This is a genomic window from Flagellimonas sp. CMM7, assembly GCF_021390195.1.
Classification (GTDB): Bacteria; Bacteroidota; Bacteroidia; order Flavobacteriales; family Flavobacteriaceae; genus Flagellimonas.
On record NZ_CP090003.1, the window covers coordinates 1,938,195 to 1,963,428 of the forward strand.

20 protein-coding genes are annotated in these 25,234 nt (G+C 37.6%); 2 read left to right on the forward strand and 18 right to left on the reverse strand.

Annotated features, from left to right (window positions below; translation table 11 throughout):
* Positions 1 to 93: 93 nt before the first annotated feature.
* From LV704_RS08870 to LV704_RS08930, 13 genes are all read right to left on the reverse strand, one after another.
* A complete protein-coding gene (locus tag LV704_RS08870; protein ID WP_163420727.1) occupies positions 94 to 270 on the reverse strand; it encodes a hypothetical protein in 177 nt (58 codons plus the stop codon).
* A 148-nt stretch (positions 271 to 418) separates the two neighbouring features.
* Entirely contained in the window at positions 419 to 934 is a 516-nt protein-coding gene (locus tag LV704_RS08875; protein WP_163420726.1) for a cupin domain-containing protein, read from the reverse strand.
* Positions 921 to 1,550: an FMN-dependent NADH-azoreductase gene (locus tag LV704_RS08880; RefSeq protein WP_163420725.1), complete on the reverse strand. Its 630-nt coding sequence runs from the start codon at positions 1,548 to 1,550 to the stop codon at positions 921 to 923. The genes LV704_RS08875 and LV704_RS08880 overlap by 14 nt, the downstream gene beginning before the upstream one ends.
* Positions 1,551 to 1,607: 57 nt before the next feature.
* Positions 1,608 to 2,441 (reverse strand): sigma-70 family RNA polymerase sigma factor, encoded by an 834-nt coding sequence (locus tag LV704_RS08885; protein WP_163420724.1) that lies wholly within the window; start codon positions 2,439 to 2,441, stop codon positions 1,608 to 1,610.
* Between the two features lie 247 nt (positions 2,442 to 2,688).
* Positions 2,689 to 3,141 carry a nuclear transport factor 2 family protein gene (locus tag LV704_RS08890; RefSeq protein ID WP_163420723.1) on the reverse strand — a complete coding sequence of 151 codons (453 nt, stop codon included), beginning with the start codon at positions 3,139 to 3,141 and terminating at the stop codon, positions 2,689 to 2,691.
* Between the two features lie 99 nt (positions 3,142 to 3,240).
* Positions 3,241 to 4,437: a hypothetical protein gene (locus LV704_RS08895; protein WP_163420722.1), complete on the reverse strand. Its 1,197-nt coding sequence runs from the start codon at positions 4,435 to 4,437 to the stop codon at positions 3,241 to 3,243.
* Positions 4,438 to 4,440: 3 nt separating this feature from the next.
* Complete coding sequence (locus LV704_RS08900) at positions 4,441 to 6,066, reverse strand: S41 family peptidase (protein WP_163420721.1); 1,626 nt, start codon at positions 6,064 to 6,066, stop codon at positions 4,441 to 4,443.
* Entirely contained in the window at positions 6,063 to 6,464 is a 402-nt protein-coding gene (rnpA, locus tag LV704_RS08905; protein ID WP_163420720.1) for a ribonuclease P protein component, read from the reverse strand. The genes LV704_RS08900 and rnpA overlap by 4 nt, the downstream gene beginning before the upstream one ends.
* Positions 6,465 to 6,539: 75 nt before the next feature.
* Positions 6,540 to 8,390, reverse strand: coding sequence for a M1 family metallopeptidase (locus LV704_RS08910; RefSeq protein WP_163420719.1), 1,851 nt, complete (start codon positions 8,388 to 8,390; stop codon positions 6,540 to 6,542).
* Position 8,391: 1 nt separating this feature from the next.
* Positions 8,392 to 10,041, reverse strand: a complete 1,650-nt coding sequence (locus LV704_RS08915; protein WP_163420718.1) for a S8 family peptidase — start codon at positions 10,039 to 10,041, stop codon at positions 8,392 to 8,394.
* Between the two features lie 28 nt (positions 10,042 to 10,069).
* Complete coding sequence (locus LV704_RS08920) at positions 10,070 to 10,936, reverse strand: MBL fold metallo-hydrolase (RefSeq protein ID WP_163420717.1); 867 nt, start codon at positions 10,934 to 10,936, stop codon at positions 10,070 to 10,072.
* A gap of 86 nt (positions 10,937 to 11,022) precedes the next feature.
* On the reverse strand, positions 11,023 to 13,245 hold the full coding sequence (locus LV704_RS08925; RefSeq protein ID WP_163420716.1) for a SulP family inorganic anion transporter: 2,223 nt from the start codon (positions 13,243 to 13,245) through the stop codon (positions 11,023 to 11,025).
* Positions 13,242 to 14,105 carry a universal stress protein gene (locus LV704_RS08930; protein WP_163421837.1) on the reverse strand — a complete coding sequence of 288 codons (864 nt, stop codon included), beginning with the start codon at positions 14,103 to 14,105 and terminating at the stop codon, positions 13,242 to 13,244. The genes LV704_RS08925 and LV704_RS08930 overlap by 4 nt, the downstream gene beginning before the upstream one ends.
* A gap of 112 nt (positions 14,106 to 14,217) precedes the next feature.
* Between LV704_RS08930 and LV704_RS08935 the strand changes: the two genes are divergently transcribed.
* On the forward strand, positions 14,218 to 16,044 hold the full coding sequence (locus tag LV704_RS08935) for a sodium:proton antiporter (RefSeq protein WP_163420715.1): 1,827 nt from the start codon (positions 14,218 to 14,220) through the stop codon (positions 16,042 to 16,044).
* A 26-nt stretch (positions 16,045 to 16,070) separates the two neighbouring features.
* Here LV704_RS08935 and LV704_RS08940 read toward each other — a convergent pair whose 3' ends face one another.
* The 5 genes from LV704_RS08940 to lepA form a co-directional block, all read right to left on the reverse strand.
* Positions 16,071 to 16,658 carry an outer membrane beta-barrel protein gene (locus LV704_RS08940; protein WP_163420714.1) on the reverse strand — a complete coding sequence of 196 codons (588 nt, stop codon included), beginning with the start codon at positions 16,656 to 16,658 and terminating at the stop codon, positions 16,071 to 16,073.
* 100 nt (positions 16,659 to 16,758) lie between these two features.
* Complete coding sequence (locus LV704_RS08945; protein WP_163420713.1) at positions 16,759 to 18,120, reverse strand: hypothetical protein; 1,362 nt, start codon at positions 18,118 to 18,120, stop codon at positions 16,759 to 16,761.
* A 63-nt stretch (positions 18,121 to 18,183) separates the two neighbouring features.
* Positions 18,184 to 20,028, reverse strand: coding sequence for a 7TM diverse intracellular signaling domain-containing protein (locus LV704_RS08950; RefSeq protein ID WP_163420712.1), 1,845 nt, complete (start codon positions 20,026 to 20,028; stop codon positions 18,184 to 18,186).
* Positions 20,009 to 20,653, reverse strand: a complete 645-nt coding sequence (locus LV704_RS08955; protein WP_163420711.1) for a response regulator transcription factor — start codon at positions 20,651 to 20,653, stop codon at positions 20,009 to 20,011. The genes LV704_RS08950 and LV704_RS08955 overlap by 20 nt, the downstream gene beginning before the upstream one ends.
* 177 nt (positions 20,654 to 20,830) lie before the next feature.
* Positions 20,831 to 22,627 (reverse strand): translation elongation factor 4, encoded by a 1,797-nt coding sequence (gene lepA / locus LV704_RS08960; protein ID WP_163420710.1) that lies wholly within the window; start codon positions 22,625 to 22,627, stop codon positions 20,831 to 20,833.
* A gap of 155 nt (positions 22,628 to 22,782) precedes the next feature.
* Between lepA and LV704_RS08965 the strand changes: the two genes are divergently transcribed.
* On the forward strand, positions 22,783 to 25,200 hold the full coding sequence (locus LV704_RS08965) for an outer membrane beta-barrel family protein (protein ID WP_163420709.1): 2,418 nt from the start codon (positions 22,783 to 22,785) through the stop codon (positions 25,198 to 25,200).
* Positions 25,201 to 25,234: the final 34 nt, after the last annotated feature.

The following is a 25,234-nucleotide window of genomic DNA, read 5'->3' on the forward strand; positions in this document are numbered from 1 at the left end:
ATTTGTTTGTTGGGATGTCAAGATAAATCTATTTCGGTTGTGACCAACCAAATAATTTATCACATCGCAAGGAATAACAACTCTAAAATCAAATTATTCAATGTTCTTAACCAAATCTTTCCAAGAGTACATGATTTGCGCTCCTTTAAATTGAAGAACATTCAAAAGAGGGTGATTTCTAATGAAGGTTCGGTCTTTTGAAAAATAAACGAAATGCTTTATGCTGGTTTCTTCTGCAGGGCAGGGAGCATCTAAATATTTTTTAAGCATTTTTATATTTTTCTGATGTGTTTCCAGTTTTTTGAGCACTTGTTGAAGCCCATAAAAGGATGAATAAAACGAGTAGAATGCGTCTTGACACTATTTTTCCCATTTATCAAAAGCAGCATTATTTTTACATAATGCTGCTTTTAATTCTTTATTCTCTTAAAGGTATCATATTTGAAGTATCTACTGGAAAACTATCGTATTTATTGTAGAGCTTTAGGTATTTTTCTGGATTAACGGGAACTTCATTTAAGGTTTCGTATAGACCCCTAAAAAAACCTTCTCTTTTTTGAGATGGATTGAAAATCAACGTCAACCTTACAGCTTCATTTGAGTCATTTTTAAATCCGTGAGCAGTAAATCTTGGGACATATACAACTGCTCCTGGTCCAACAAGATATTCTTTATTGCCAACCTGTATTGTTAAAACGCCTTCGTTAATGATAAATGTTTCATCCATAAACCTGTGGTAATGCAGTTTTGCACCAATGCACATAGGAGGAAGCAAAATCTCGTAAACACCCAATTGATCATTAGAGATTTCACTGGTAATCTTAAATGTTATTGAAATACTGTTCAGTTCTAATTTTTCTCCTTGCCGGGGCTTAATTATAACTGCGTTGTTTTCAATTTTGTCTTCAAAGTAGTTTTCTTTATTTAAGGTCATTGTTTTGTTTTTTGAATGATTGATCAATACTGTTTTGAACTATGATTTTGTTGTGCTCCAGTAATTTGGCATTGCTAGAACCTTCAAGTGAAAATATTTCTTGGGTCTTTATTCCCATATGCCCAAGAATTGCCACGAGGTAAGGTTCTTGAAAATCATATTGTTCCATAAAAGTGCCTTTGTATGTACCTCCTTTTACCGTTACCAAAAAGGCAGACTTATTTTTTAATAACCCATAATACCCATTTTCATTGACGTTAAAAGTATGCCCAACTCTTACCACATGGTCCAAATAGGCCTTTAGGTTGGATGGAATGTTCAAATTGTACAAGGGGCTACTGATTAAAACATCATCTACAAGCCTTAATTCTTCAATTAATTTATCTGATAAAGCAGTGGCTTTTTTGTTTTCAAGAGAGAATTGCTCAATAGGAGTATAAAAACCCTCTATCGTTTGGTTTTGTATATGCGGGATTTGTTTTTTTGCTAAATCGAGGTAAACAACTTCTCCATTGGGGTTTGCTTTTTCCCAGTTTTTCTCAAAACAATCAGCTAATGCCCTTGAATGCGAGCCAATAATTCTAGAACTACAATCTATTCTTAATAATCTTCTCATCTATCAGTATTTTATATTCAAATGAATAACAATACAGACAGAGAAAACGTGACAGATTTATAGCGAAAGTGATTTTAATTTATTGGGGTCAATAACAGAAAATATACGGTGTGTTTTATCTCCTTTTAGATCAAACACCTGGCAGTTGATTAAGGTTTTATCCTTAAAGAATAACAATGCCGGCTGATGGTTGATTTCTGTGGTTTTTATAGATAGAGATTTTTGGTATGTTTTGAAGACGTAAAGCAATAGGTCAATAGTTGCTTTTTTGCCGATGGTGAGCTCTCTTACCACTTTGATGTCTTCACCACCATCTGCATACAACAAGATATCTTCCGAGAGCATTTTCTCCAAACGTCTTACATCTCCGTTTTTAATGGTTTGCACGTAATTATCCATATAGGAAGACGAATCAGAAGGACGGCCTCTATCACAATCTATAGTATGGTTGGTCAACTTGGCCTTTGCCCGGCTTAAAATTTTTCTAGAATTCTCAATGGAGAGCGAAATGACTTCTGCGATTTCTTTATGTGAGTAGCTAAAAGCTATTTTTAGTATATAAACCGCTCTTTCTTTTGGAGTAAGGTTTTCCAATAAAACAAGCATAGAGTAAGATATAATCTCCTCTCTCTTAATATTATCATCTGTTTTTTCGGTGGATATAGGTTCAGGAAGCCATATTTTATATGATGCAATTTTTCTTTTCCTATTCTTAATGTTTATGGATTGGTTTATGACAGATTTAACCAAATACCCAGTTTCATTTTCAAAATGCTTTTTTTCGATGGAAATGTGCTTCGTTAAAACATCTTGTACTGCGTCTTTGGCATCTTCAACCGAACCTAAAATGTTATAGGCATAAGGGAATAGTATTTTCTGATAATTTTTCAACCTAAATGTTTCAGCCTTATTCTAAATAACAAATGGAATTATAAAAACGTGACATTTTGGATTTGGAATGGCAGGGTTATGACTTGGATGTAGACATTTTCGATTTTCGTCCATTTCATATCTTTTACCGCAACTGTTTTACTTTGCTTTTTTCAATGCCACCTTTACCGCAAGCCCAGTTAACACAGAAGCCATAAACCATTTCTGTATTTTTAACCAAATTGGTTTTTTAAACTGGCTCCCGGCCTCAATGTTCTCCGGAATCGTTAAACTGCCAAAGTACATTTACAATTTGCCACTTTCCATTCAGTTTTACAATGTGCATATAATCAATCCATTTGTCCGCTATTAGCTTTACTGAAGCTGTTTTGTCAAAAACATCAAGTATAATGACTTCTTTTTTTGGGTTGTCAGGAAATTTGGTTCCGTCTTGATTGTATGTTTCCGCCAGTAAAACCATTGCATCTGTAAAAGTTTCCCTCAAATATTCTTTCCCCGTTTTTTTATTTGTCCAAAAAGTCCTTTTGACCATTCTTGGATGAGCAGAACGTTCAAATTGTTCGGGTTTTACATTATGTTGAGATTCAATATAGTCTAATGCTGCTTGTTTAATGTCCAAAGAGTCTTGCTTGGTTTGAGCTTTAACAAAAGATGTCAATAAGAAAAATTGAGATATGGTAAGAAGAATAACTTGTTTCATAAAATTGTTCTATATGTTAATTTAAATGTATTATGGGCGCTCTTGTGTATGAAGCGAAATGTTCAAAATAACGCCAACTCTTCAGATCAAGCCGCAATACTATTCTGTTTTAGGATAGATTAAATTCAAAAAACGGTCGACAAGGGCGGCCTGTTCTTCATTGGAATTATAGAGGAATGAATTTTTTCTTGAATATGCTCTTGCAAAGAGATCGAACTTTAAGCGATACACCATTTTTTTAATTTCGGCATCGTCCTTTTCCTTAAGAGCGTTTAGCTTGTTCAATTCTTTTTCCCACCAACCAAAATTGGTTTTCTTGGGGTTTTTAAAATCTGAAGTTATTTTGGCAGTTAATTTATCTGCCAGTTTCCGCTCCATTTTTAAAACATTGACAAGAGAGGATGATTGTTTTTTATAGGGCTTAGAGGTTAACAGTTCCTGATTTTGTTTAGTCAAACTATCTACTGATATTAACCCAGAAAAACTCTTTAAAAGGCGTTCATACTGTTCAGAAGCATACAAAAACTCTTCGTTTGCTTTAAACTTTCCAATTCTACCATAACCGGTTTTATACAAGGCAAGAACCTCTTGGGATTGGCCAGGATTCTCTGTTTTTAATTTTTGAACACGCAACCAATCAAACGCACGGGAGATTTGCTCAGGAGAAGGCCATGAATGATCCCCATCATAAGTTATAAGGGTGTGGTTGAATTTCATTAAATTGAGATAATCTTTGTTTTTCAACATTTCCTTATAGTTCATATCCCTGTCTCCACAAAGCCCTACGTAGGCATAATCTTGGGTTGAGGGCATATGCTCCTGTAAATTGGAAAACCCGGCACCACAGGCTATAACGCCAGCAAACTGATTTGTCAATGATGCTACGGCGCAGGCTAAACGAGAACCCCCTGAAAACCCAGAGAGATACATTTCATCCTGCTTGATATTATAATTGGTGAAAATATGATTGAACAGATTATTTGCAATTGCAAAATTTCGTTCATATGGGCCATTTCTAGAGTTGTTGGAGCAAACAAGCATAAAGCCATATTTTTCAGATGCCTGAATGAAGGGACGAATTCCAATAGCAGCTCTTGCCCCTGGCTCAAAAACAAAAACAATGGGATTCAGTGCATTTTCTTGATATTTCTCTGGTAAATAAAGCGCAAAACTTTCATCATTTGTTCCAGAAATAGGAATGGAATCATGAATAGTTCCTTTTTCAAACACTGTTTGGGCCTGAATGGTAAATCCAAGGATTGAACAGATGCAGAAAAATAAAAACGTAAGCCGCATGGTTTATTTTAATATACTATTGTATTTAGCGCTGTCTCCAAGCAGTTCTTTTGCTGCCAAAATAGCATCATCATGTGTCAGGTAATACCTATACAATCCTTCACGATAGAAGTAGCGTTTAACAATTTCATCTTCAAGGTTTTTTTGGATTTCTCCTCTAAAAGTATCCAAAGCAGAAATCTTGCCTTTATTTACTGCCAGTAAAAGATCCTTGTATTTTTCTTGAACTTCTGGACCAAGCAAATGTTCATCGGAATTTATAGATTCTTCCAGTAATTCTTCTGTCTCTGTCTGAAAAGAGAAATTTTGAGTTCTTGCAAAAGCTTTGAAGGCATTAAAATCTGAATCTGAAAAAGTGAAGTCATCAACAGAGTCAAAAGAATGGTCATAATAGAAATCAGTAGCAAAATCAAAGACAATACTGTTTCTCTGCAAGGCGTCTATTAAGGTGTTGGACTTTAGTGAAGCTATTTGAATATCTGGCATTACCCCACCACCATCTTGTACCTTACGGCCATTCCTAGTCGTAAATTCTTTAAAGTTGGTGTTTTTCACCGCTTTGCCCTCCTCATCCCTGTTCCAGTAATCCAAAGATTGAATACAACGGCCAGAAGGGGTATAGTATCTTGAAATGGTAACCTTTAGCTGCGTGCCATAAGTGAGTTTAAGGGGTCGCTGGACCAAGCCTTTTCCAAAACTTCTTGCGCCCATCACAACGGCGCGATCTAAATCTTGAAGCCCGCCAGAAACAATTTCACTTGCAGAGGCACTTCTGCCATTTACAAGAACCACCAAAGGAATCTCTAAATCTTCCGGTGCGTTTTTAGTTTTATACTCTTGATTAAACTTCTTGACCTTAGATTTTGTGGTAACAATCAACTCTCCTTTTGGAACAAATAGATTAGTAATATTGACAGCCTCGGAAAGAAGCCCACCAGGATTACCACGAAGATCCAAAACTAATCTTTCAGCGCCCTTTCCCTTCAAATCTTGGATAGCAGATTTTGTTTGGGAGGAGGCCTTTCTATTAAACCTGGAAAGAACAATATAGCCCGTTTTGTCATCGATCATGTCATAGTAAGGAACAGCATCTACATCAACACCTTCCCGTTTTAAGGTTGCCGTTTTCGTTTCTCCTTGCCTTACAAAGGTGACATTTACACTTGTATTGTTTGCACCTTTTAAAAGCTCACTTGCATTGTCATCAAAATCTGAAACCTTAATATCCCCAATTTTAATGATTTCATCACCGGCTTTTAAACCTGCTTTGTCAGCAGGGTAATCTTTGTATGGTTCAACAATCACTAATTTACTTTCGTAAGAACGAACCATGGCCCCTATACCAGAGTATTCTCCAGCATTGTTGATTTTATAGGCCTCAACATCTTGTTCGTTTAAAAAGCGGGTATATGGATCAAGTCCATCCAACATGTTCTTAATTGCAGAATCCATGAGCTCCGCAGGGTTTGTTTCATCCACATAGTTCATGTTTAACTCCTTAAACAATGTGGTGAAAATTTCTATCTGCTTTGCAATCTCAAAAAAATCACTTTTAAAACTACTTCCAACAAATAACAAGGTTAGCGCTAATACAGGAATTACAACCTTTTTACTGATCAATCTTTTCATGGGATTGTTTTTTTTTGGAAAGCTTCCAAGAGCTGTTTCATGGCCTTATCTACTTCCTTATAATTTGGCATCTTGCCACCAAGATATAAAAATAGGAACGCAAAGTTTCCCTCTATGTTGTTAAAAACGAGATGCTTGTTAAGACGATATCCTTCACGTAACAGTCGTTTGACTTTACTTCTTTTTACCGCGCTCCTGAACTTTTTCTTTGGAGCGACTACACCGACCTTAATACGAATATCACCGTCAAAATCAGCTTTTGTGTACAACAATTTTACGGGAAATGCGGTTATACTTTTCCCCTCTGTAAAGAGCTGTTCAAAAAGCTTTTTGTTTTTAAGCTTCTCTTTTTTTGGAAAAGTAAAGCTTATGGGGTTTTCTGTTGAAAGTTCGGTCATATCGACCATATTGATATGATTTATGGGAACAAAGATACTTTTAAAGCAGCCCGTTCAACTAAATACCAATTTGAATTATTCTGGCTGATACACGTTATTTTCTGGGTTAATATCCGCCATTAACAGGGAAGGATCAATCGCAACTGCCTGTATCTCACCTATAGGTTTATTTATGACAAACTCATATGTGGGATAAGCCCAAGCCCAATCTTCAACAACAGTTCTTTTTAAAGCAGGGTATGGATTTGCTTTTTCTCCTCGCATCATGCGCAAAGGAACATAATAGGTCTCCTGATTACCATCAGCACCAACAACCAATAAATCTAAAGGCATTGGCATATCTCCAAGTCGTTCTAAAACAACTTTAGTTTTGTTTCCTTCTGCTGCTACACTTTTTATAGCGTAATCAATAGTGTTGGTAGTTTGCGTCCAATCTGTTAAGTACCAATCCAGCTCTAGTCCTGAAACTTTTTCAGCCGTTCGTTTAATATCATTGGGCACAGGGTGCTTAAACTTAAAATCAGCATAATACTTTCTTATGGTTTCCATCAATTTATCTTGTCCGATAACATAACCTAGCTGCGATAGAAAAATGGAACCTTTGCTATATGCGGAAATACCATAAGCAAAATTAGTGGTGTAGCGATCAGCATGCGCTGCCTGCGGAAGCTCCATACCTGAATTGACCAGAGCATAATATCCTTTGTAGGAACCATCAAAAGGGTTTTCCTTGTTTTGCTCCATGACTTCGTTCATACATAAACTACTGATGAAAGTAGTAAAACCCTCATCCATCCATTCATGTTTGGATTCGTTAGTGGCTAAAATATGTTGAAACCAAGAGTGAGCCATTTCATGAACCATAACACCAACTAGACTGGAAAATTGACGTTTTCCAGTGATTAGCGTACTCATAGCATATTCCATACCCCCATCACCACCTTGTACCACGGAATATTGATCATAAGGGTACTTTCCAATATTATTACTGAAGAACCTCATAGCTTCCTCAGTTTTTGGTTGTAGATTTTTCCAGTTTTCTAGAATTTCAGGATCATTTTTATAATAAAAGTGTAGGGTAGGCCCGTCTTTCATTTTTAATGTATCATGAATGTAGTCTGGGTCAGCTGCCCACATAAAGTCGTGCACATTGGGCGCCTTAAAGTGCCAAGTCAATGTTTTCCCTTTTGTCTTTACCTTGGTTCCAGGTGTCTCATATCCATGACCAACTTCTTGTGGATTTTGCAGATACCCAGACCCGCCAACGGTGTAATCCTTGTCAATGGTCAACGTAACATCAAAATCTCCCCAAACGCCATGAAATTCGCGGGCTATATAGGGATTTGGGTGCCAGCCCTCAAAATCGTATTCAGAGAGTTTTGGATACCACTGGCTCATAGAAAGAGCAACACCTTCACTGTTGTTTCTTCCAGAGCGCCTTATTTGTAACGGAACCTGACCTTTAAATTCCATGGAGAAAACTGTTTTTCCTCCTGATGGGATAGGGTTTGCTAAATCTACAACCAAAATGGTGCCTTCTTCATTAAAAGAAACAGCGCTTCCATCTTGGGTTAAGGACTGTACGTGTAAATAGCCCATTTCACTTTCAGAAAGAGCGGCAATCCTACTTTTTCCATCGACCATCATTCGACCATCAGGATCTTTAACGCTTTGCAACCTGGCATCCATTTCACTTCCTGGTTGAAAAGCATTAAAATAAAGGTGGTAATACACCCTATCCAAAGCGTCTGGGGAATTGTTGGTATATGTGAGTTTTTGTGTTCCAGTATATTGATACGTATCAACATCCATTTGAACATCCATGACATAATCTACATGTTGTTGCCAATAGGAATCATTATTTTGTCCTGAAACAAGGGACACACCTGCTAAGATTGTAAAAAAGACGAAACGTACTTTATTCATGCTATTTTGTATTATTGTTTAAGGTCATTTTACCTTTTGAAATGCTTTCTGCCATTAGAAGCGCATTGTAGGCATTGACCATTTTTCCTGATTTAGAAACTTTATCAAAAGTCGTTGCGTTGGATGCATCTCCAGACACAATCACTGAAGCTTTTGAACTTAACCCAGATTGAATGATAATTTGCTTTACTTGAGAAGCTGATAGCTGTGGGTGATAAGACCTGATTAACGCAGCAACACCAGCCACTGCCGGAGCAGCCATTGAAGTTCCACCTTGAAAGTCATATGTGTTGTTGGGCAGTGTAGAATAGATACCATCTCCAGGGGCAAAAACATCAACGTTTTGTTTTCCATAATTGGAAAAAGAAGCGACCATTTTAGAACCATAGCTGCTGGCCAACGCACCAACGGTTATCACATTATTTGCGAACTCAGAGCCTCCGTATTTATGATCATTTGGGTAGTTGGGATTTTCTGGGTTGTCTAAGTTGTCACCATCATTGCCCGCAGCATGAACAATCAGCACATCTCTTGAAGCGGCATATTGAATGGCATCGTAGACCCATTGCGCATTTGGAGAATAAGATTTTCCAAAGCTACAATTAATGATTTTAGCTCCATTATCCACAGCATAACGAATTGCCAATGAAATATCCTTGTCATACTCATCGCCATTTGGAACCGCTCTAACACTCATCAATTTTACATTCTTGGCAACACCGTTAACACCTTTTCCGTTGTCTCTCTTTGCAGCAATAATTCCAGCGACATGAGTTCCATGACTTTCCGTATTTACCCTATTTTTTGGATTTCCATTCCCGTAGGACTTGTCAGATAGATCATAAGGATTGTCGCCAACGGGAGTTCTACCGTCAAAATCTTTGTTAAGGTTATAATTTACTTGATCGGCAAAATAGGTAATGCCTTCAGAAAGCTCTTCCATCACACTTGGAATACCGTCCCCATAAGAGAACATCTGTGTTAAAACTGCAAGATGCTGTTGCATTTCTTCGGTTTTGGCCTCAATGGCAGCTAGGTCCTTTTTGGTGTAGGAATCTTTTCCCAATTCTTTTTTTACAGCTTCATCCGCACTTTTGACTACTTGGAAAATTTGCTCGTACTGTTGTTTGTTCTGAAGTGCTTTTGGGTACTCCTCATCTAACTTTAATCTAGCTTTTGCCCTTAATGAAGCATCCCCCACATTTAATCGTAGCATGCGCACATATTCCAACTGCTCATTATAGGCCTCACCTAAAAAGTTGTAGCCATGAATGTCATCTATATACCCATTGCCATCATCGTCTTTGCCGTTATTTGGGCGCTCTCCTTTATTGATCCACAATACATCTTTTAAATCTTCATGTTCCAGGTCCATTCCAGAATCAACTACGGCAACAATTACGGTCTTTCCGCTTTTGTTTTTGATGATTTCTTTATACGCCTTGTCTACGCTCATACCTGGTATGGTATCAGTAATCAAATCGGCATGTCCCCAAGTTTTTTTCTGAGCTTCAGTAAGCTCTGAAACCTTAAGGGGTACGGCATCTATGTTTTCTACTGGCGTAGAAACAAGTGACGTAGCGCCACAACCCATTAAGAACAATGATGCTGAAAGTAATGTGAAATTAAGTTTGATATATCTGCGAGTCATAAATACTATTTTGTAAAAATGTAAAAATTTATTGCGGTTTGAATATTTCATTGAAAGAAAACAATTCGTCCAATCGCACTCCTTTTTCAGTATGTTTTAAAGTGCAAAGTTGGTTGTGAGCATCATGTTCAAAGAACAGAAAAGAATTGCTTTCAACGGTATTATTTAAAAATTTAGCCTTTTCATTTAATGTTAACAACGGCCTGGTATCGTAACCTATTACATAAGGTAATGGAATATGCCCAACCGTTGGAATGAGGTCAGCGACAAAGATGATGTTTTTTCCTTTGTAGCTGATATGAGGGAGCATTTGCTTTTCTGTATGTCCATCTACAAAAAGAATACCAAACCCAAGTTCTGATTTTTCTAGAAAAGATGAGTCATTTCGTTGTACAAAATGAAGCTGGCCGCTTTCTTGCATGGGCAACAGGTTTTCTTTTAAGAAAGAAGCCTTTTCACGGGCATTTGGATTTGTTGCCCATTCCCAATGTGCCTGATTGGTCCAGAAACGAGCATTTTTAAAAGCAGGCTCATACCCTGTCCTATCATGATTCCATTGTACACTTCCTCCGCAATGGTCAAAATGGAGATGGGTCATAAAGACATCTGTAATATCATCCCTATGGAAACCTAACTCGTTTAAAGAATTATCCAAAGAATGGTCGCCCCATTGATAATAGTAGCTAAAAAACTTTTCTGATTGTTTGTTTCCCATTCCGCTATCTATTAAAATAAGCCTATCACCATCTTGTATAAGAAGGGATCTTGCGGCAATATCAATCATATTATTGGAGTCCGCTGGGTTTGTTCTGTTCCAAATGGATTTAGGAACTACACCGAACATGGCGCCGCCATCTAGCTTAAAATTACCGGTCTCAACGGGATAAATAGTCATTCAGAAAAGGAAATGGCGTGCAAAATAAGAAAAGACAAACGCAAATGGCTTACAAACACATGTTTATTAGCCCTATTTTAACAAAATTAAGGCACCAAAGAATGCTTTAGGAGCTTTTGAAGTTGTTGTCCAAAATAAATCATGGCCTTTATTTCTTGAACGCTCAACAAACGTTCTTTTTTCAGGATTAACAACGAATCCCCATTTGATTCAATATGATAATATGGATTGCTCTCTAGGAAGAAGATCAGATCATCATGGAACAAAGCCTGTATTTCTGTCTTTTTTTCACCACTAAGAAAAAAACGGCGGTTAAAGTCAGGGTGGTTCTTAATAGAAATATCCTTAAAGCCCGCTAGCTTGTAGATTCGTTCCAAGAGCCCTTCTTTATCTAATGAAAAAACCGGGAGTTGATCTGGAAGAGCAATGTACATAACGGTTGTTTTTACCACTTCTTTTGCTACAAATGCGCCTTCGGTAAATTCAACATCAAAGACGGAACAATTATCTTTTTCATCAATAAGCTTATTATAGAAATAACTTATCTCACGTGTTTTAAAAAAGATAAAGTTTGATAAAAACTTTGTTTTTACACTTTTCTTAGCTTCATAGGACCAGTCATATTCAAGTGCCGTTGCTTTTAGGTTAGCCTGTCTTCGGGTAAAGTATTTTTCTATAGGCTTTAGGCTTTCTAAAGGCAGTATTTTCCTTATTGCAAAGGGGTGTTTAGAATCCGCACCATGCTTATCCAAACCAATAACTTCTATACTTCCACCTTTTTTAAAAAAAGTGTCCATATAATTTTCCAACCCTTCCATAACAGTATGGTCCACAAAACTACAGACAGAAAAATCTATGATTACGTTTTGATCCTCTGGGATGGCATCCAATTTGTTTTTAAGCTTATAAAAATTGAGAAAACTACAGAAGTACTTTACGCTTACATAATATGTTTTCTCCTCATGCTCTTGAAACAAGAGTACGTTTGGCTTAAAGACATTGGTCAAGAATAAAAGTGAACTTTTATTGATGATCATATGAATGACCATAGTAGATAAAATACCAACACTTATTCCAGTAATTAAATTGGTGAAAAGCGTGGTCAACAGAGTAGCCAAGAAAATGGCGATTTGCTCTTTGCCAATTTTTGCCACTTTGCGAAATGTTTTGGGTGTGGCCAATTTATAACCTGTATATACCAAAATGGCCGCAAGTGCCGCCAATGGAATTTTTTTGAGCTGCTCTTGAAACAACAAAATAAAAACAACCAGAAAGAAAGCATGAAAAAAATTGGCAGACCTGTTGGTAGCACCATTATTTACGTTTACCGAGCTTCTAGCAATAACGGTGACCACATTAAGCCCCCCAACCAAACCGCTTAATGAAGTAGCCAGTCCTAAGGCCTTGAGGTCTTTGTTCACATTGGACCTCCTGCTTTGTGAATCCAGTTTGTCCACGGCCTTTATACTTAAAAGAGATTCTATGCTAGCAATAAGGGTAATGGCAAATACACTAAGGATAAAATCTTTTTGCAGGGCTTTTGAAAAATCGGGAAAAGCAAGGTTGGACAGCACATTTTCTGGTATAGAAATAAGGTAAGATGAGTCCATTGGAAAAGGAAGGTTCAACCATCCAAAAGAGTAACTAAAACCAACGGAAAGAATCAATATCCACATAGGAGCGGGAATCAACTGAAAGTATGGATTCCGAATTTTCGAATAGAAAATCATGATCAGAAGGCTGATAATGCCAATCCCAGCCGCTACCATTTCTTCCATGGAACCGTTTTGAACCAGATCCGTCAATCCGCTTGGAATTTGAGCGAGCAATTTTACAATGCTACCGTGCTCATTGTTATGCCCAATCATAATATGAAATTGCTTGGCAAAAATGCCCCAACCAATAGCAGCCAGCATGCCCTCAATAGCGGAGGCTGGGAAAAAGTCAGCCAGCCTTCCCATTTTTAAAAAACCAAGGAGCAACATCAATATTCCAGAAATTACAATGGCTGCGAGAGTAAACAGATACCCTTGGTACAGGTCTCCTGCGCCCAAGGTCGTAATTGCTCCCAAAAGAACAATGACCAATCCGTTTCCTGGCCCTGTGATGGTAACATTGGAACCCCCAATTATGGCAACTACAACACCGCCAACTATGGCCGCAATAATTCCAGAAATGGGCGGGGCATCACTTGCAATGGCCAACCCCAACCCTAAAGGAAGGGCAATTAAGGAAACTACAAAGCCTGAGAAAAAATTCTTTGGCAGTTCCTTAATAAATATATTGTTATGGTTGGTTTTTGGAGTCAATTGGTTTTTCTAACAATTAGAAGGTCGGTTGGTAAATCAGACAAAATGTATTCAATATCATGCGGGAAAATCCGATCCATTATCCCAGTTTTTTTTGGAGCATTCATTACCAATAGATCAGCACGAACAACTTCAGCATAATGACCAATGGAATACCCTCTTTTTCCGAAAATACTCTGAGTCTTTATTTTTAATTCTTCCAGAAATTCTTTAGGAATGGATTTTAGAATCTTTCGGATTCTGGAATCCTCCCTGTTTTTTAGTCTTTCCTTTAATATGGTTACTCTTTTTAATGATTTATCATCTTCTACATCAACCGCGACCTCCTTTTGCCTAATTTCCTCAACTATGGTAAGCTGTTTAGCACCCAAGGCATGAGAAACATAAAAAGCATTGGAAATAGCAAAAGGCGTTTCCTCATCCTCCAGCCCATTAACCACTACATGTTTGCAAGGAACTCTTTCTTCTGAAGGCTTTATGAGCAACAACACGGAACAACAAACTTTACGTGTTAGTTTTCTTGCAATGGAGCCCACATAAAACTGGTAAAGGTTTTCATGTTGAACCGCCCCAAGAATAAGAAGGTCAATACCAGAACTTTTGCAAGTTTCCAATAGCACTTCATCAGGCTTTCCAGTTTTCCATTGAATGGAAATCTCAAGATTCTTGTGCTCGATATGAGATAGAATTTCATGAATTTTCCGTTCCTTTTCTTCAGATTTACTGCCTACATGTAGCAAAATGAGCTTCGCTCCAAAAAAATGGGCAATTCTTGAGGTTTCCAACACGTTGGTTTTCAAGGTGGGAGAAAATGCAAATCCAAATAAAACTGTTTTAAACGGGTTGTTCAAAGACACTATTTTTAGTAAGATGGAACACCAATATAGTACATAATGTATAAAGAGTAGAACTGCGTGCCCAGATTAGTTAAAATATGAAAGAAAAACAGTAAATTTCAAGAAAACTAAAGCAATGCTTGAACTTGCAGGAATAATTATTCTTGGAATTATTGCACAATGGGTGGCGTGGCGTTTTAAATTGCCCGCAATTTTACCTCTTATATTGATTGGTCTCTTGGTAGGTCCAATTGCAACCTTGTACACTGAAGATGGGGCAAAACTAATTGAGCCGATATGGAATGGGGAAAAAGGACTTTTCCCAGGTGATGGTTTGTATTACTTTGTTTCTTTGGCCATTAGTATTATCCTATTTGAAGGAGGGCTTACCCTAAAACGAGCCGAGATTAAAAATGTTGGCCCAGTTATCACAAAATTAATTACGATAGGCTCTATTGTAACTTTTTTTGGAGCTGGAGTTGCAGCACATTATATTTTTGGACTTACTTGGCAAATTTCATTTCTTTTTTCCGCTTTAATCATTGTCACCGGGCCAACTGTAATTACTCCAATTCTTAGAAATATTCCACTTAAAAAGGATGTTTCTGCCGTTTTAAAATGGGAAGGAATTCTTATAGATCCAATAGGGGCTTTAGTTGCGGTATTGGTATTTGAGTTTATTAGTGTAGGAGAGGGCAGCGCCTTTACACAAACAGCTTTAGTTGAATTTGGCAAGATTTTACTTTTTGGAACTACTTTCGGATTTACGTTTGCCCATGCTTTGGCTTTTGCCATTAAAAAAGACTTGATTCCACATTATCTAATGAACGTAGTATCGCTTTCTGTTGTGCTTCTTGTGTTTGTGGAATCAGATGTTTTTGCACACGAATCTGGGCTTTTGGCCGTAGTGGTCATGGGTATGGTTATGGGCAATATGAACTTACCCAATCTTAAAGAGCTACTTTACTTTAAAGAATCTTTGAGTGTTTTACTTATATCTATTCTTTTCATCTTGCTGGCAGCAAATATCAACGTTAGTGATATGGAGCTGATTTTTAATTGGAATACCGCGATACTTTTTGCTGTAATTGTCTTTATCGTTAGGCCACTTGGTGTTTTTCTAAGCGCACATGGGTCAGGTTTAAAACTCAAGGAGAAACTATTTATAGGCTGGGTAGGGCCAAGAGGTATTGTTGCTGCGGGTATAGCTTCTTTATTCGGATCTAAGTTATTGGCAAAAGGAGTGCCTGGCGCGGAGTATATTACGCCCCTGGTTTTTATGATTGTTTTGGGAACGGTACTATTAAACGCTACTACAGCGAGACTTTTTGCAAAATTGATAGGAGTGTTTTTAACAAAGTCCGAAGGAATACTAATTATTGGTGCGTCCAAAGTATCAAGATTAATAGGCAACTACCTAAAAAAGAACAATAGACATGTTGTGCTTATTGATAACAACCAGACCAATGTGGAGAAGGCACAAAGCTTAGGATTAGAAGCTATGACAGCTAACATTTATTCGGATTCTTTGGCGGATAACATTGAATTGAACGACATGGGCTATTTAATGGCGCTTACGGGAAATTCTGATATTAACAAATTTGCAATTGACAAGTTTAAAAAGCAATTTGGGGAGAATGGAGCATTTAGATTAGTAAATACCGAAGAGATGAACAACCCGGAAAATAACCCGGAGGAAGGTCTTTTTTCCCATAATGATGACTTCATGAAATTAATGGATGCCGTGCGCAAGTATCCAGCAATACATGAAATCAGTCTAAAGGACAAGCAACATTATGATGGCCTCATTGACATTACCCAAAAAGACAACGATGTCATTCCAGTGTTCACCAAATCACCGGATGGAAGTATACAGATAATCCCCGCCAACAGTAAAGACTTTACCCCTAATGGAGAAGGGCATAAATTGGTATATCTAGGAAAAATGTTTGATATCGACTAACACTAAGCCTACACATTTGGTAAAGGTTAGAATGTACGGTAAACTCTAACACTATATTGTTCCCTGTCATCCCCGAAAGTAATTTCTGGCCTGATAACAAGCCCTGGTACTGGTCTCCATCTAAGCCCAACAGTATAGTACCCTTCAAAATCTGAATTTTCCTCTAAATAAGTGCCGTATCCTACATTGGCACCTGCTCCAAATTTGTCATTAAAATGATAATCTGCCCTTGCACTTAGTCCAGCAAAATCAAATCCTTCTCCTTCAATTGTCATATCTCCAAAATCCCGATCTTTTCCAACAAAGTGAGTGTAGTTAACTTCAGGACCTAAACCTAAACGTTTAGAAACCCCAAAGGAATAACCTGCAATTGCGCCGTACGTAAATGAACTGGCATCACCTAAACTTCCAGAGGGTACACCAATGCTAACTCCTGCGTAAAATATATCCTTTAAATCGTCATGTGATTTATCTAAATCATCTTCTGTAATTGCAGAAACGGATATGGGAACGTCTTGCGTTTTTTGCCCTTTTCTTTGTGCGTTGGAAACGGTGACAAAGGCAAATAACAAGATGCAAAACAAAATAATGGAATTACGTAATGTGGGTTTCATGTTGTTGAATTTTGGTTATTATAGAATCACTTAAAATTTTTGACTTTCGGATGGTTTGGATTAAAACCAAGGAGTGTTGGAAAGCAAAATTGCTTTAGCATTATTTTTTTGAGAGCGAAAAACGGCCGCCTAACATTACTGCGCCCAAACTGCCTTCTCCAAAAGAAATGTTCACATAGTTTAGGACAATCAGAAGAGTTTCCAAAGGTCTCCAAAAAGGCCCAGCACTATACATAAGACCACCTTCTCCCCCTTCGCTTGCCGAAAGGGCATAGCCTAAACCAGCTTCTACACCATAAGCGTTGCTTAAATCATAGGCAGCTAAGACCTTAAGCGGGATAAAGCTTTCACCTTCGGTCTCAAAACCAAAGTCGGTTTCTTTTCCGGAGTATCGCAGATAACCCGCCGAAGCGCCAATAGCGAAGTTATCACCTATATAGTGGGAGGCAACTAAAGTTGCACCCACCCCAACTCCAACAAAATCAGCTTCATCGCCAATTGGAAGAGCCACCGAGGCCTCACCCGAAATCGCCCAAGGATTTTTTGATTCTGTTGCATGACCTATTTTGTTATCCTCCTCCTTTTTTTCAGGGCAACAGATTACATTACCTATAGACAATTTTGGGTCTGAAACACTAGTGCTAAAAACAATATCTGCGGCGGTTGAAAGTGAAGTTACTTTACCAGTATATTTATATGCTGCCTTATTCAATGTGGTTTGATCGGAACCTTCTTGGCAACCACAGTTGTAGGTTATTTCCGAAGTGAATAGCCATTCCGAATTTGGGTATTTTTTCTTGGTTTCCCTAATGGTGTTTTTAAGATGTACCCCGCAGTCTTCTCTGGGATATTCGATATAATCTTCATATTGGTAGGCACTATATAGGTGAGCGGCTCTTAACCCCTTTGATTTGTCATATTGAACTTTTAAATACGCTAAATCGTTCTTACTTATATCTCCAATGTCTTGTCCGGTAAATAAGGAAACAAAGTTGGGAAAGTCTTTTGAATTACTTGAGGCACCTAAAAGTTTATCTAAAAGTGTCTTGAAACCGCCTTTGTCAATATCAATCTCAAGGTTTTTTTTGTCTTCATCCATGAGACTGCCTATCAGGTTTTTTCTGTTTTCTTCGGCAAACAAATCGAACATCTTTTGAAAGGAGAGAATAGTTTCGGAACGGAAACCTTCGGTAATAAAGCGATCCTCTTTTAGATTTTTTACATAACTGAAAGCATCACAGGTCTGCGGATTTGAATTTTTGTAGGCAAGGTTTGCTTTTCGAAAGATATTTAGAAAAGCAGCTTCAATGTTTTTGTATTCTTCCCCAGCCCTTTTATCTACATAGACTTTTTTCTCGTCTGGGGTCATTCCTTTCTTCTCTGTCTCTTGAGCAAAGCCGAAGAACATTGAAAAACATAAAAAAGATATTAATGGGATTTTGGAAAAGAGATATGACTTCATAACCTGTTTGTTTAGATGGAAGTCAAATAGAAGATTTTAAGTGAGGTGAAACAATACCGGAACTCAGGTATATTTTGTAGGAATTATGACCAAGACAGAGGTGCCTTTGTCTTTAACAGAATCAAAAAGAAATTGCCCATTCATTTGGGCCACCCTTGATTTGATATTCTTTAGGCCAATGCCAGAAGAGGAATTTTTTTGCACAATGCCCTGGCCATCATCTTCAAAGCTTAGGGTGACGGAGTTATTATGGCCAAACAGCTGAATATCCACGGAAGATGCATTGGCATGTTTGATTACATTTTGGAGCAGTTCCTGCACAATCCTGAACAAATGTGTGGAAATTCCCTCGTTGAGGTTTTCGGGGAATTGAAAAGTGTTGAAATTTATAGTGAGTTGTTCGGTCTTCTCGATGGTTTCCAAAAGTTCATCAATAGCCCCAGAAAGCCCTACGAGTGAAATTTCAGCAGGGGTAATGCTATGGGCTACATCCCTTACATCCTCACAAATATCATCAAATTCCTTTTGCATTTTCGCATCGGAATATTTTGCGCTGAACAACCTTTTCAGGTTAGAGATTTTACTTCCGATATTATCATGCAGCTCACTGCCAACACGTTTACGTTCGTCTTCTTGTCCTTGGACAAAGGCATTCAAGAATTTCTGTTGTTGAAGTATCAGTTTTTCAGAGAGTGTATTTCGTTCACGATAAATTTGCCCAACAACAATAGTTAAAGTGGTAGTCAGAAGGAAAATTTCGATAGCAGAAGCATAAAATATTCCAGGAAGGCCATAAAATGACAGTTTCAATAGTCCAAAACTGTGATGAAGTACCAATGCGATAGATCCAACGGCCATGAACAGATATGAAACGGCAAAGTAAGACCCAACTTTTTTGTTGTGCCTTAGATAGGTAAATATTTCTACGGTTACGGCGATGACCAAAAATAGGATTGTTGCGTACCAAAGTTTCATAAACAGCTTAACCTGTCCAGCATAAAGGGAATTGGCCACAAAGTGGAGAAAAATTCGAAATGCAACTTGAAATACAATTACAATCTCAACACATTTTTTAAGTCTGGGTAAATACCTTTTAGCCATAAGGATTTGCTGCGCGAACAACACAAAAATAGCGGTGGAAAGTTCTATAGAAATTACATATATGGCTCGGCCAAGATCCAATTTTTGGGAGGGCAAGAACACATTGGTGTAGCCAAGATATGAACCCATAAAAATGGCCAAGGCAATAAGATATAGTCCGTACCACAAAAAAAGCGAGCGTTTAACAAGTACAAAAATGAAGATCGTAAAAAGTAGAGACAATAAAACAAGGCCTAGGTATGAGCCAATTCCCAAATTTTGGAAACCACTTATTCGAGAATCCGTATTGCTGTCTCGTAAAGTAATATCCGTTGCCAATGGCTTTCCTTTAGATTTATTAAAAACCAAAAAATAAGAAGCTTCTTCATTTGGCAATAAGACTATTGGTATTTTCCATGTGCGTTCAACGGACCGTTTTAGGGTGTGAATACCAATATTTCCTTCTAGGCTTAGATTTCCTTTTATTGCTTTGTAGATTTTTACATCTTCTAGGAACGGATACGAAAAAGAGAAAATGATTTCTTTTTTAGTAGGGGATGCATTTTTAAGCGAGAAGGCGGAATAGGCTGCAGTTACATCAAAATCCAAATAGAAAAAGGAGCGTTCATCTTTTGCTTGGTTGTATTGATTAAGGGTTTCAAGTGAAAATGTAGAAACTTTGTTTTCTGAAACATAAATGGTAGTGAAACCCTTTAGGTTTTGGTTAGTACTGGTAGTATTTAATACCAAAGTATCACTTGCTTTTGATAAACAAGCCTGCAGTGCTAAACACCAAAAGAGACAATAGTTATAGCAATTGATTTTCATGAACAAACCTTACAAGCTTCACGCTGGTATCCACGCCAAGTTTTCTATAAATATTTTTTTTATGTGTTTCAACCGTGAGCGGACTTATGTGCATGGACCGTGCAATATCTGGAACCTTTTGACCTTCACATAAATGCTTTATAATTTCCTTTTCTCTAGGGGTCAGCTGTATTCCTTTATAAAATTCATCATCGTCCAGTCCTTGTTGTTTTTTACTTTTGGTTACCCCTTCTCCATAATAAAAAAGATCGCTTTCGGATACATGGATGAGCGCGCTGTGCAAATCTTCTGAGGAGCAATTTTTCAACAAAAACCCATTGGCTCCTTCGGAAAAAACCTTTCTAACAATGGTTTTTTTATTGTACATGGTGAGAATCAGCACTTTTACCTGACTCTTTCTTAACCTAAGCTCTTGTAGAATTTCAATTCCGTTTTTATGGGGAAGATTTAAATCCAATAGGAGAATATGGGGATTGTGTTTTTTTAGTGATGGTAGTAATTCAGAAAAATTGTTAGCGGTATCAACAACATCAAACCTAGGAAAATCAAGAATTATAGATCGTAGACCATCAATAACAATCTGATGGTCCTCGCAAATGAGAATTCTTTTGGTTGGATTATTCACGCTTGGCTGCTCTGTGATGTAAGGTACAAAAGATAATATTACATCTGTTTGTTTGAGACATTCTCTCTTGTGAGATATAATATTAGCTTAGGCAGAATGGAAAGGTAACGACGATCCCATAAAAAATTTGTAGCAATGAATTGCAGGATAAAAAAGGGTGTTTAAGCTTAACTTGAATTAATCATTCAGTTTTAAAACGGCCATAAATGCTTCTTGGGGAACTTCCACATTACCTACTTGACGCATTCGTTTTTTTCCTTTCTTCTGTTTTTCCAATAATTTTCGCTTTCTAGAGATATCTCCACCATAACATTTTGCTGTTACATCCTTACGTAAAGCTTTGGTAGTTTCTCTGGAAATAATTTTAGCACCGATAGCTGCTTGTATTGGAATATCAAATTGCTGTCTAGGGATAAGCTCTTTTAATTTTTCGCACATTTTTTTGCCGATAGTGGCTGCGTTATCAGCATGTATTAATGCAGAAAGAGCATCCACAGGTTGTGCATTTAACAGAATATCTACGCGTACTAATTTAGAGGTTTTCATACCTATCGGCGTATAATCAAAAGAAGCATATCCTTTAGAAACAGTTTTTAGACGATCATAGAAATCGAATACAATTTCAGCCAAGGGCATATCAAAGTTTAATTCTACACGTTCTGTGGTTAAGTATGTTTGATTGGTAATTTGCCCTCTTTTTTCTATACATAAAGACATTACATTGCCAACAAAATCGGACTTAGTAATAATGGTAGCTTTAATATAAGGCTCTTCAACACGGTCTATTGATGATGGGTCGGGAAGATCAGTAGGATTGTTAACGATCATTGGCGTATCCGGGTTTTTACGGGTAAACGCGTGATAGCTAACGTTCGGAACCGTGGTAATTACGGTCATATTGAATTCACGCTCCAAACGTTCTTGAATGATTTCCATATGGAGCATCCCCAAAAACCCACAACGAAAACCAAACCCTAGGGCAGCACTGCTTTCAGGTGCAAAAACCAAAGAGGCATCATTAAGCTGTAGTTTTTCCATAGAGGAACGCAATTCTTCAAAATCCTCGGTATCTACTGGATAAATTCCAGCAAACACCATCGGTTTTACATCTTCAAAACCATCAATTGCATTTTGGGTCGGGTTGATGGCATCGGTTATAGTATCTCCAACTTTTACTTCGCGAGCGTCTTTGATACCGGTAATCAAATATCCAACATCACCAGAGGAAATTATATTTTTAGGAACCTGAGTCAACTTGAGGGTTCCAATTTCATCAGCAAAATAATCTTTGCCAGTAGCCACAAATTTTATCTTTTGTCCCTTCTTGATTTCACCATTAATAACTCTAAAGTAGGTTTCAACACCCCTAAAAGGATTATAAACAGAATCAAAAACCAAGGCTTGTAAGGGTTCATTGAGATTTCCTTCTGGAGCAGGAACACGGTCAATAATAGCAGTAAGGATTTCTTTAATACCTATACCAGTTTTTGCACTGGCGGGAATTACTTCTTCTGGTTTGCACCCTAACAAATCTACTATATCATCAGTTACTTCCTCTGGATTGGCACTTGGCAAGTCTACTTTGTTGAGGACGGGGATAATTTCCAAATCGTTTTCTAAAGCCAGATAGAGATTAGAAATAGTCTGGGCTTGAATACTTTGTGCCGCATCAACCACTAAAAGAGCACCTTCGCATGCTGCAATGGAGCGCGAAACTTCATAGGAAAAATCAACATGACCTGGAGTGTCAATTAGATTGAGCACATACTCCTCTCCCTGGTGTTCATATTCCATTTGAATGGCATGGCTCTTTATGGTGATGCCACGCTCCCGTTCCAAATCCATACTATCCAAAAGCTGGTCTTGTTTTTCACGTTCAGTTACGGAACCTGTAAAATCTAACAAGCGGTCGGCCAAAGTACTTTTACCGTGGTCTATATGGGCAATAATGCAAAAATTTCTGATCTTCTTCATAACAACTCTTGCTCAGCAAAAATAAGGGCATGTAAGCAACTGCAAATATAGGTCTTTTCAATACCTGGAGATGGGTTTTTTGCAAATATGAGAATTGGGTCATTTCTATCGCTCTAAAATATTTTCTTAGATTTGATATTCAACCCAAATAGTAAATGAAACACTTCACCTATATCTTCTTTATAGTGTTTTTAATCTCCAAAAGCTTAACTGGACAAACTTATGAGATAAAAGGAAAGGTTGTAAATAGCGAAAACAAAACCATTCCTTATGCAAATATTTTACTTTTACAAGCAGCAGATTCCACCTTTGTAAAAGGAACATCTGCTGATGATAATGGACTTTTTGTGCTTACAGAGGTTAAGCCAAATTTGTATTTACTTCAAGCCAGTTATGTTGGAGTAGGGTCTGAACCACGCGCACTGGACATTGCTAAAGATGTATCCCTGGGGGCGTTGATAATTCCGTTGGGCACAACCGACCTGGAGGAAGTTGTAGTGACAGCCAAAAGACCTACGTTAAAAAGATTAGCAGACAGACTGGTCTTTTCAGTTGAAAATACGGTTGTTTCTCAAGGTAGTTCTTGGGACATACTTAAAAGCACCCCAGGTGTTATAGTAAATCAAGAGGAACTCCAGATAAGAGGGCAAAGTGCCACGGTATACCTTAATGATAGAAAAGTACAATTGTCCGGGCAAGAAGTAAAGGATTTATTGGATGGCCTTTCTGGAACAGCCATAAAATCTATTGAAGTAATTGCAAACCCACCCGCAAGTTATGAGGCAGAGGGCGGGCCCATTTTAAATATAGTTACTGCGAAAAATGTAATTCCCGGATACAAAGGAAGTATTAATGGGAGCTATACTCAGGCAGTGTTTCCAAAGTATAGTATAGGAACAAGTCATTATTATAAAACAGAGAAGCTAAACCTGTTTGCCAATTATACTATCAACCCTAAAAAAGAGCTTCGAAAAACAAATAAAGGAATTAATTTTATTGACAATACCAATTCAATCTTTTCAAGATGGGGTACACAATATAATCAGGTTAATAGCTCCCAGGCCCAAAGCGCGAACCTAATTCTTGATTACGATTTTGATGACCGGAATAGTGTAAACCTTACGTCAAACATGGCCCTTAATCCAGGAGAAGAACAGGAAACTTTTCTAAGCACTGATATCAGAAATGCACAAAACCTCATAGACTCAACATTTACAACGCAAAACAACGCCAACCGAGACAACACCAATTTAGCCTTTGATTTAACCTATGTACACAAATTAAAGAAGCCGGGGGCAAAGATTTCTTTAAATGGACATTATACCTATTATGATGGACAAACGGAACAAAACCTTATTTCCAATTATTTTGATAACAATGGGAGCTTTATTAGAAACTTTGGTTTTGACACAGATTCTCAGCAAGACATTCAAATTTTTACAGGGCAGGCAGATTATTCATCACCATTAGGAAATGCTTCGATAGAGACAGGTCTTAAGATTTCATCTATTGCTTCTGAAAGTAATATTGACTTTTTCAATTTTGTTGGAGCAGATGACCAAGTGGACGCTTCCTTGTCTGATAATTATACCTATGATGAGAATGTGTATGCAGCATATTTTAGTTTAGTGAAAAACTGGGAAAAATGGTCAATAAAAACTGGGTTGAGGGGAGAACTGACCAAAGCAACAGGAACATCGCTCACGTTGAATGAAATAAACACCCAAGATTTTTTTGAGCCTTTCCCTTCCCTTTATGTACTATATTCTCCTTCGGACAAACACAGCTTCGCTTTTGATTACGGAAGAAATGTTGATAGGCCAAAGTATAATGATTTAAATCCGTTCCGCTATTTTTTCAATGAAAATGACTTTGAGGAGGGCAACCCCCAATTGATGCCCAGTTTTTCAAACAACTTCAATCTCAACTACACCTTCAACAGTGAATTCTTCTTTGATGTGTATTATAGAGATAATGGCAAAAACATTGCTGATTTGGTTTTTCAAAACAACACCAATCAAACCTTGGTTGAGCTGAAGCAAAATGTTTTAGGAAGTAAATCTTATGGATTGGATTTTACGGTTAGCAAAAGTATAATGCCCTTTTGGTTCCTTTATGCATACGTTTCATTGTTTCATGAGGAGGAAACTTTTTTGGCCGTTGAGAGCAATAACCAACAATTTACCAACGAGGTGGAGGGAGTTTATGGTTATTTGGCAAATTATTTGACACTTTCAAAGGATGGTACATTTACAGGAGAGCTGACCATGACCTACCTTTCTAAGTTCCTGTTTGGATCCTACATTTCTGATGAAGAAGTGAATTTAACCCTGGGACTTCGAAAATCGTTATTCAATAACAGGGCTATAATTTCGGTTGCGGCAGAGGACATTTTGGAACGATTTAATCCAACGTATAGCTCTAGATATCTAAACCAAGACAATTTTTACAGAAGACGTCCTGAAACACAATTTATTAGAGTAGGTTTCACCTATAACTTCGGAAACTTTAGATTGGAGGATAATCAGAAAGAAATTGACAAAAAAGAACGGGAAAGACTAGAGCTGGAATAAAAAGCTGATTTTCTAATATTTTGTACTTTTGCAA

Bases quoted from the DNA above. Each gene is read 5' to 3' on its own strand.
- LV704_RS08870 (WP_163420727.1), bottom strand. From the start codon at position 270: ATGCTTAAAAAATATTTAGATGCTCCCTGCCCTGCAGAAGAAACCAGC.
- LV704_RS08875 (WP_163420726.1), bottom strand. From the start codon at position 934: ATGACCTTAAATAAAGAAAACTACTTTGAAGACAAAATTGAAAACAAC.
- LV704_RS08880 (WP_163420725.1), bottom strand. From the start codon at position 1,550: ATGAGAAGATTATTAAGAATAGATTGTAGTTCTAGAATTATTGGCTCG.
- LV704_RS08890 (WP_163420723.1), bottom strand. From the start codon at position 3,141: ATGAAACAAGTTATTCTTCTTACCATATCTCAATTTTTCTTATTGACA.
- LV704_RS08895 (WP_163420722.1), bottom strand. From the start codon at position 4,437: ATGCGGCTTACGTTTTTATTTTTCTGCATCTGTTCAATCCTTGGATTT.
- LV704_RS08900 (WP_163420721.1), bottom strand. From the start codon at position 6,066: ATGAAAAGATTGATCAGTAAAAAGGTTGTAATTCCTGTATTAGCGCTA.
- rnpA (WP_163420720.1), bottom strand. From the start codon at position 6,464: ATGACCGAACTTTCAACAGAAAACCCCATAAGCTTTACTTTTCCAAAA.
- LV704_RS08910 (WP_163420719.1), bottom strand. From the start codon at position 8,390: ATGAATAAAGTACGTTTCGTCTTTTTTACAATCTTAGCAGGTGTGTCC.
- LV704_RS08915 (WP_163420718.1), bottom strand. From the start codon at position 10,041: ATGACTCGCAGATATATCAAACTTAATTTCACATTACTTTCAGCATCA.
- LV704_RS08920 (WP_163420717.1), bottom strand. From the start codon at position 10,936: ATGACTATTTATCCCGTTGAGACCGGTAATTTTAAGCTAGATGGCGGC.
- LV704_RS08935 (WP_163420715.1), top strand. From the start codon at position 14,218: ATGCTTGAACTTGCAGGAATAATTATTCTTGGAATTATTGCACAATGG.
- LV704_RS08940 (WP_163420714.1), bottom strand. From the start codon at position 16,658: ATGAAACCCACATTACGTAATTCCATTATTTTGTTTTGCATCTTGTTA.
- LV704_RS08945 (WP_163420713.1), bottom strand. From the start codon at position 18,120: ATGAAGTCATATCTCTTTTCCAAAATCCCATTAATATCTTTTTTATGT.
- LV704_RS08950 (WP_163420712.1), bottom strand. From the start codon at position 20,028: ATGAAAATCAATTGCTATAACTATTGTCTCTTTTGGTGTTTAGCACTG.
- lepA (WP_163420710.1), bottom strand. From the start codon at position 22,627: ATGAAGAAGATCAGAAATTTTTGCATTATTGCCCATATAGACCACGGT.
- LV704_RS08965 (WP_163420709.1), top strand. From the start codon at position 22,783: ATGAAACACTTCACCTATATCTTCTTTATAGTGTTTTTAATCTCCAAA.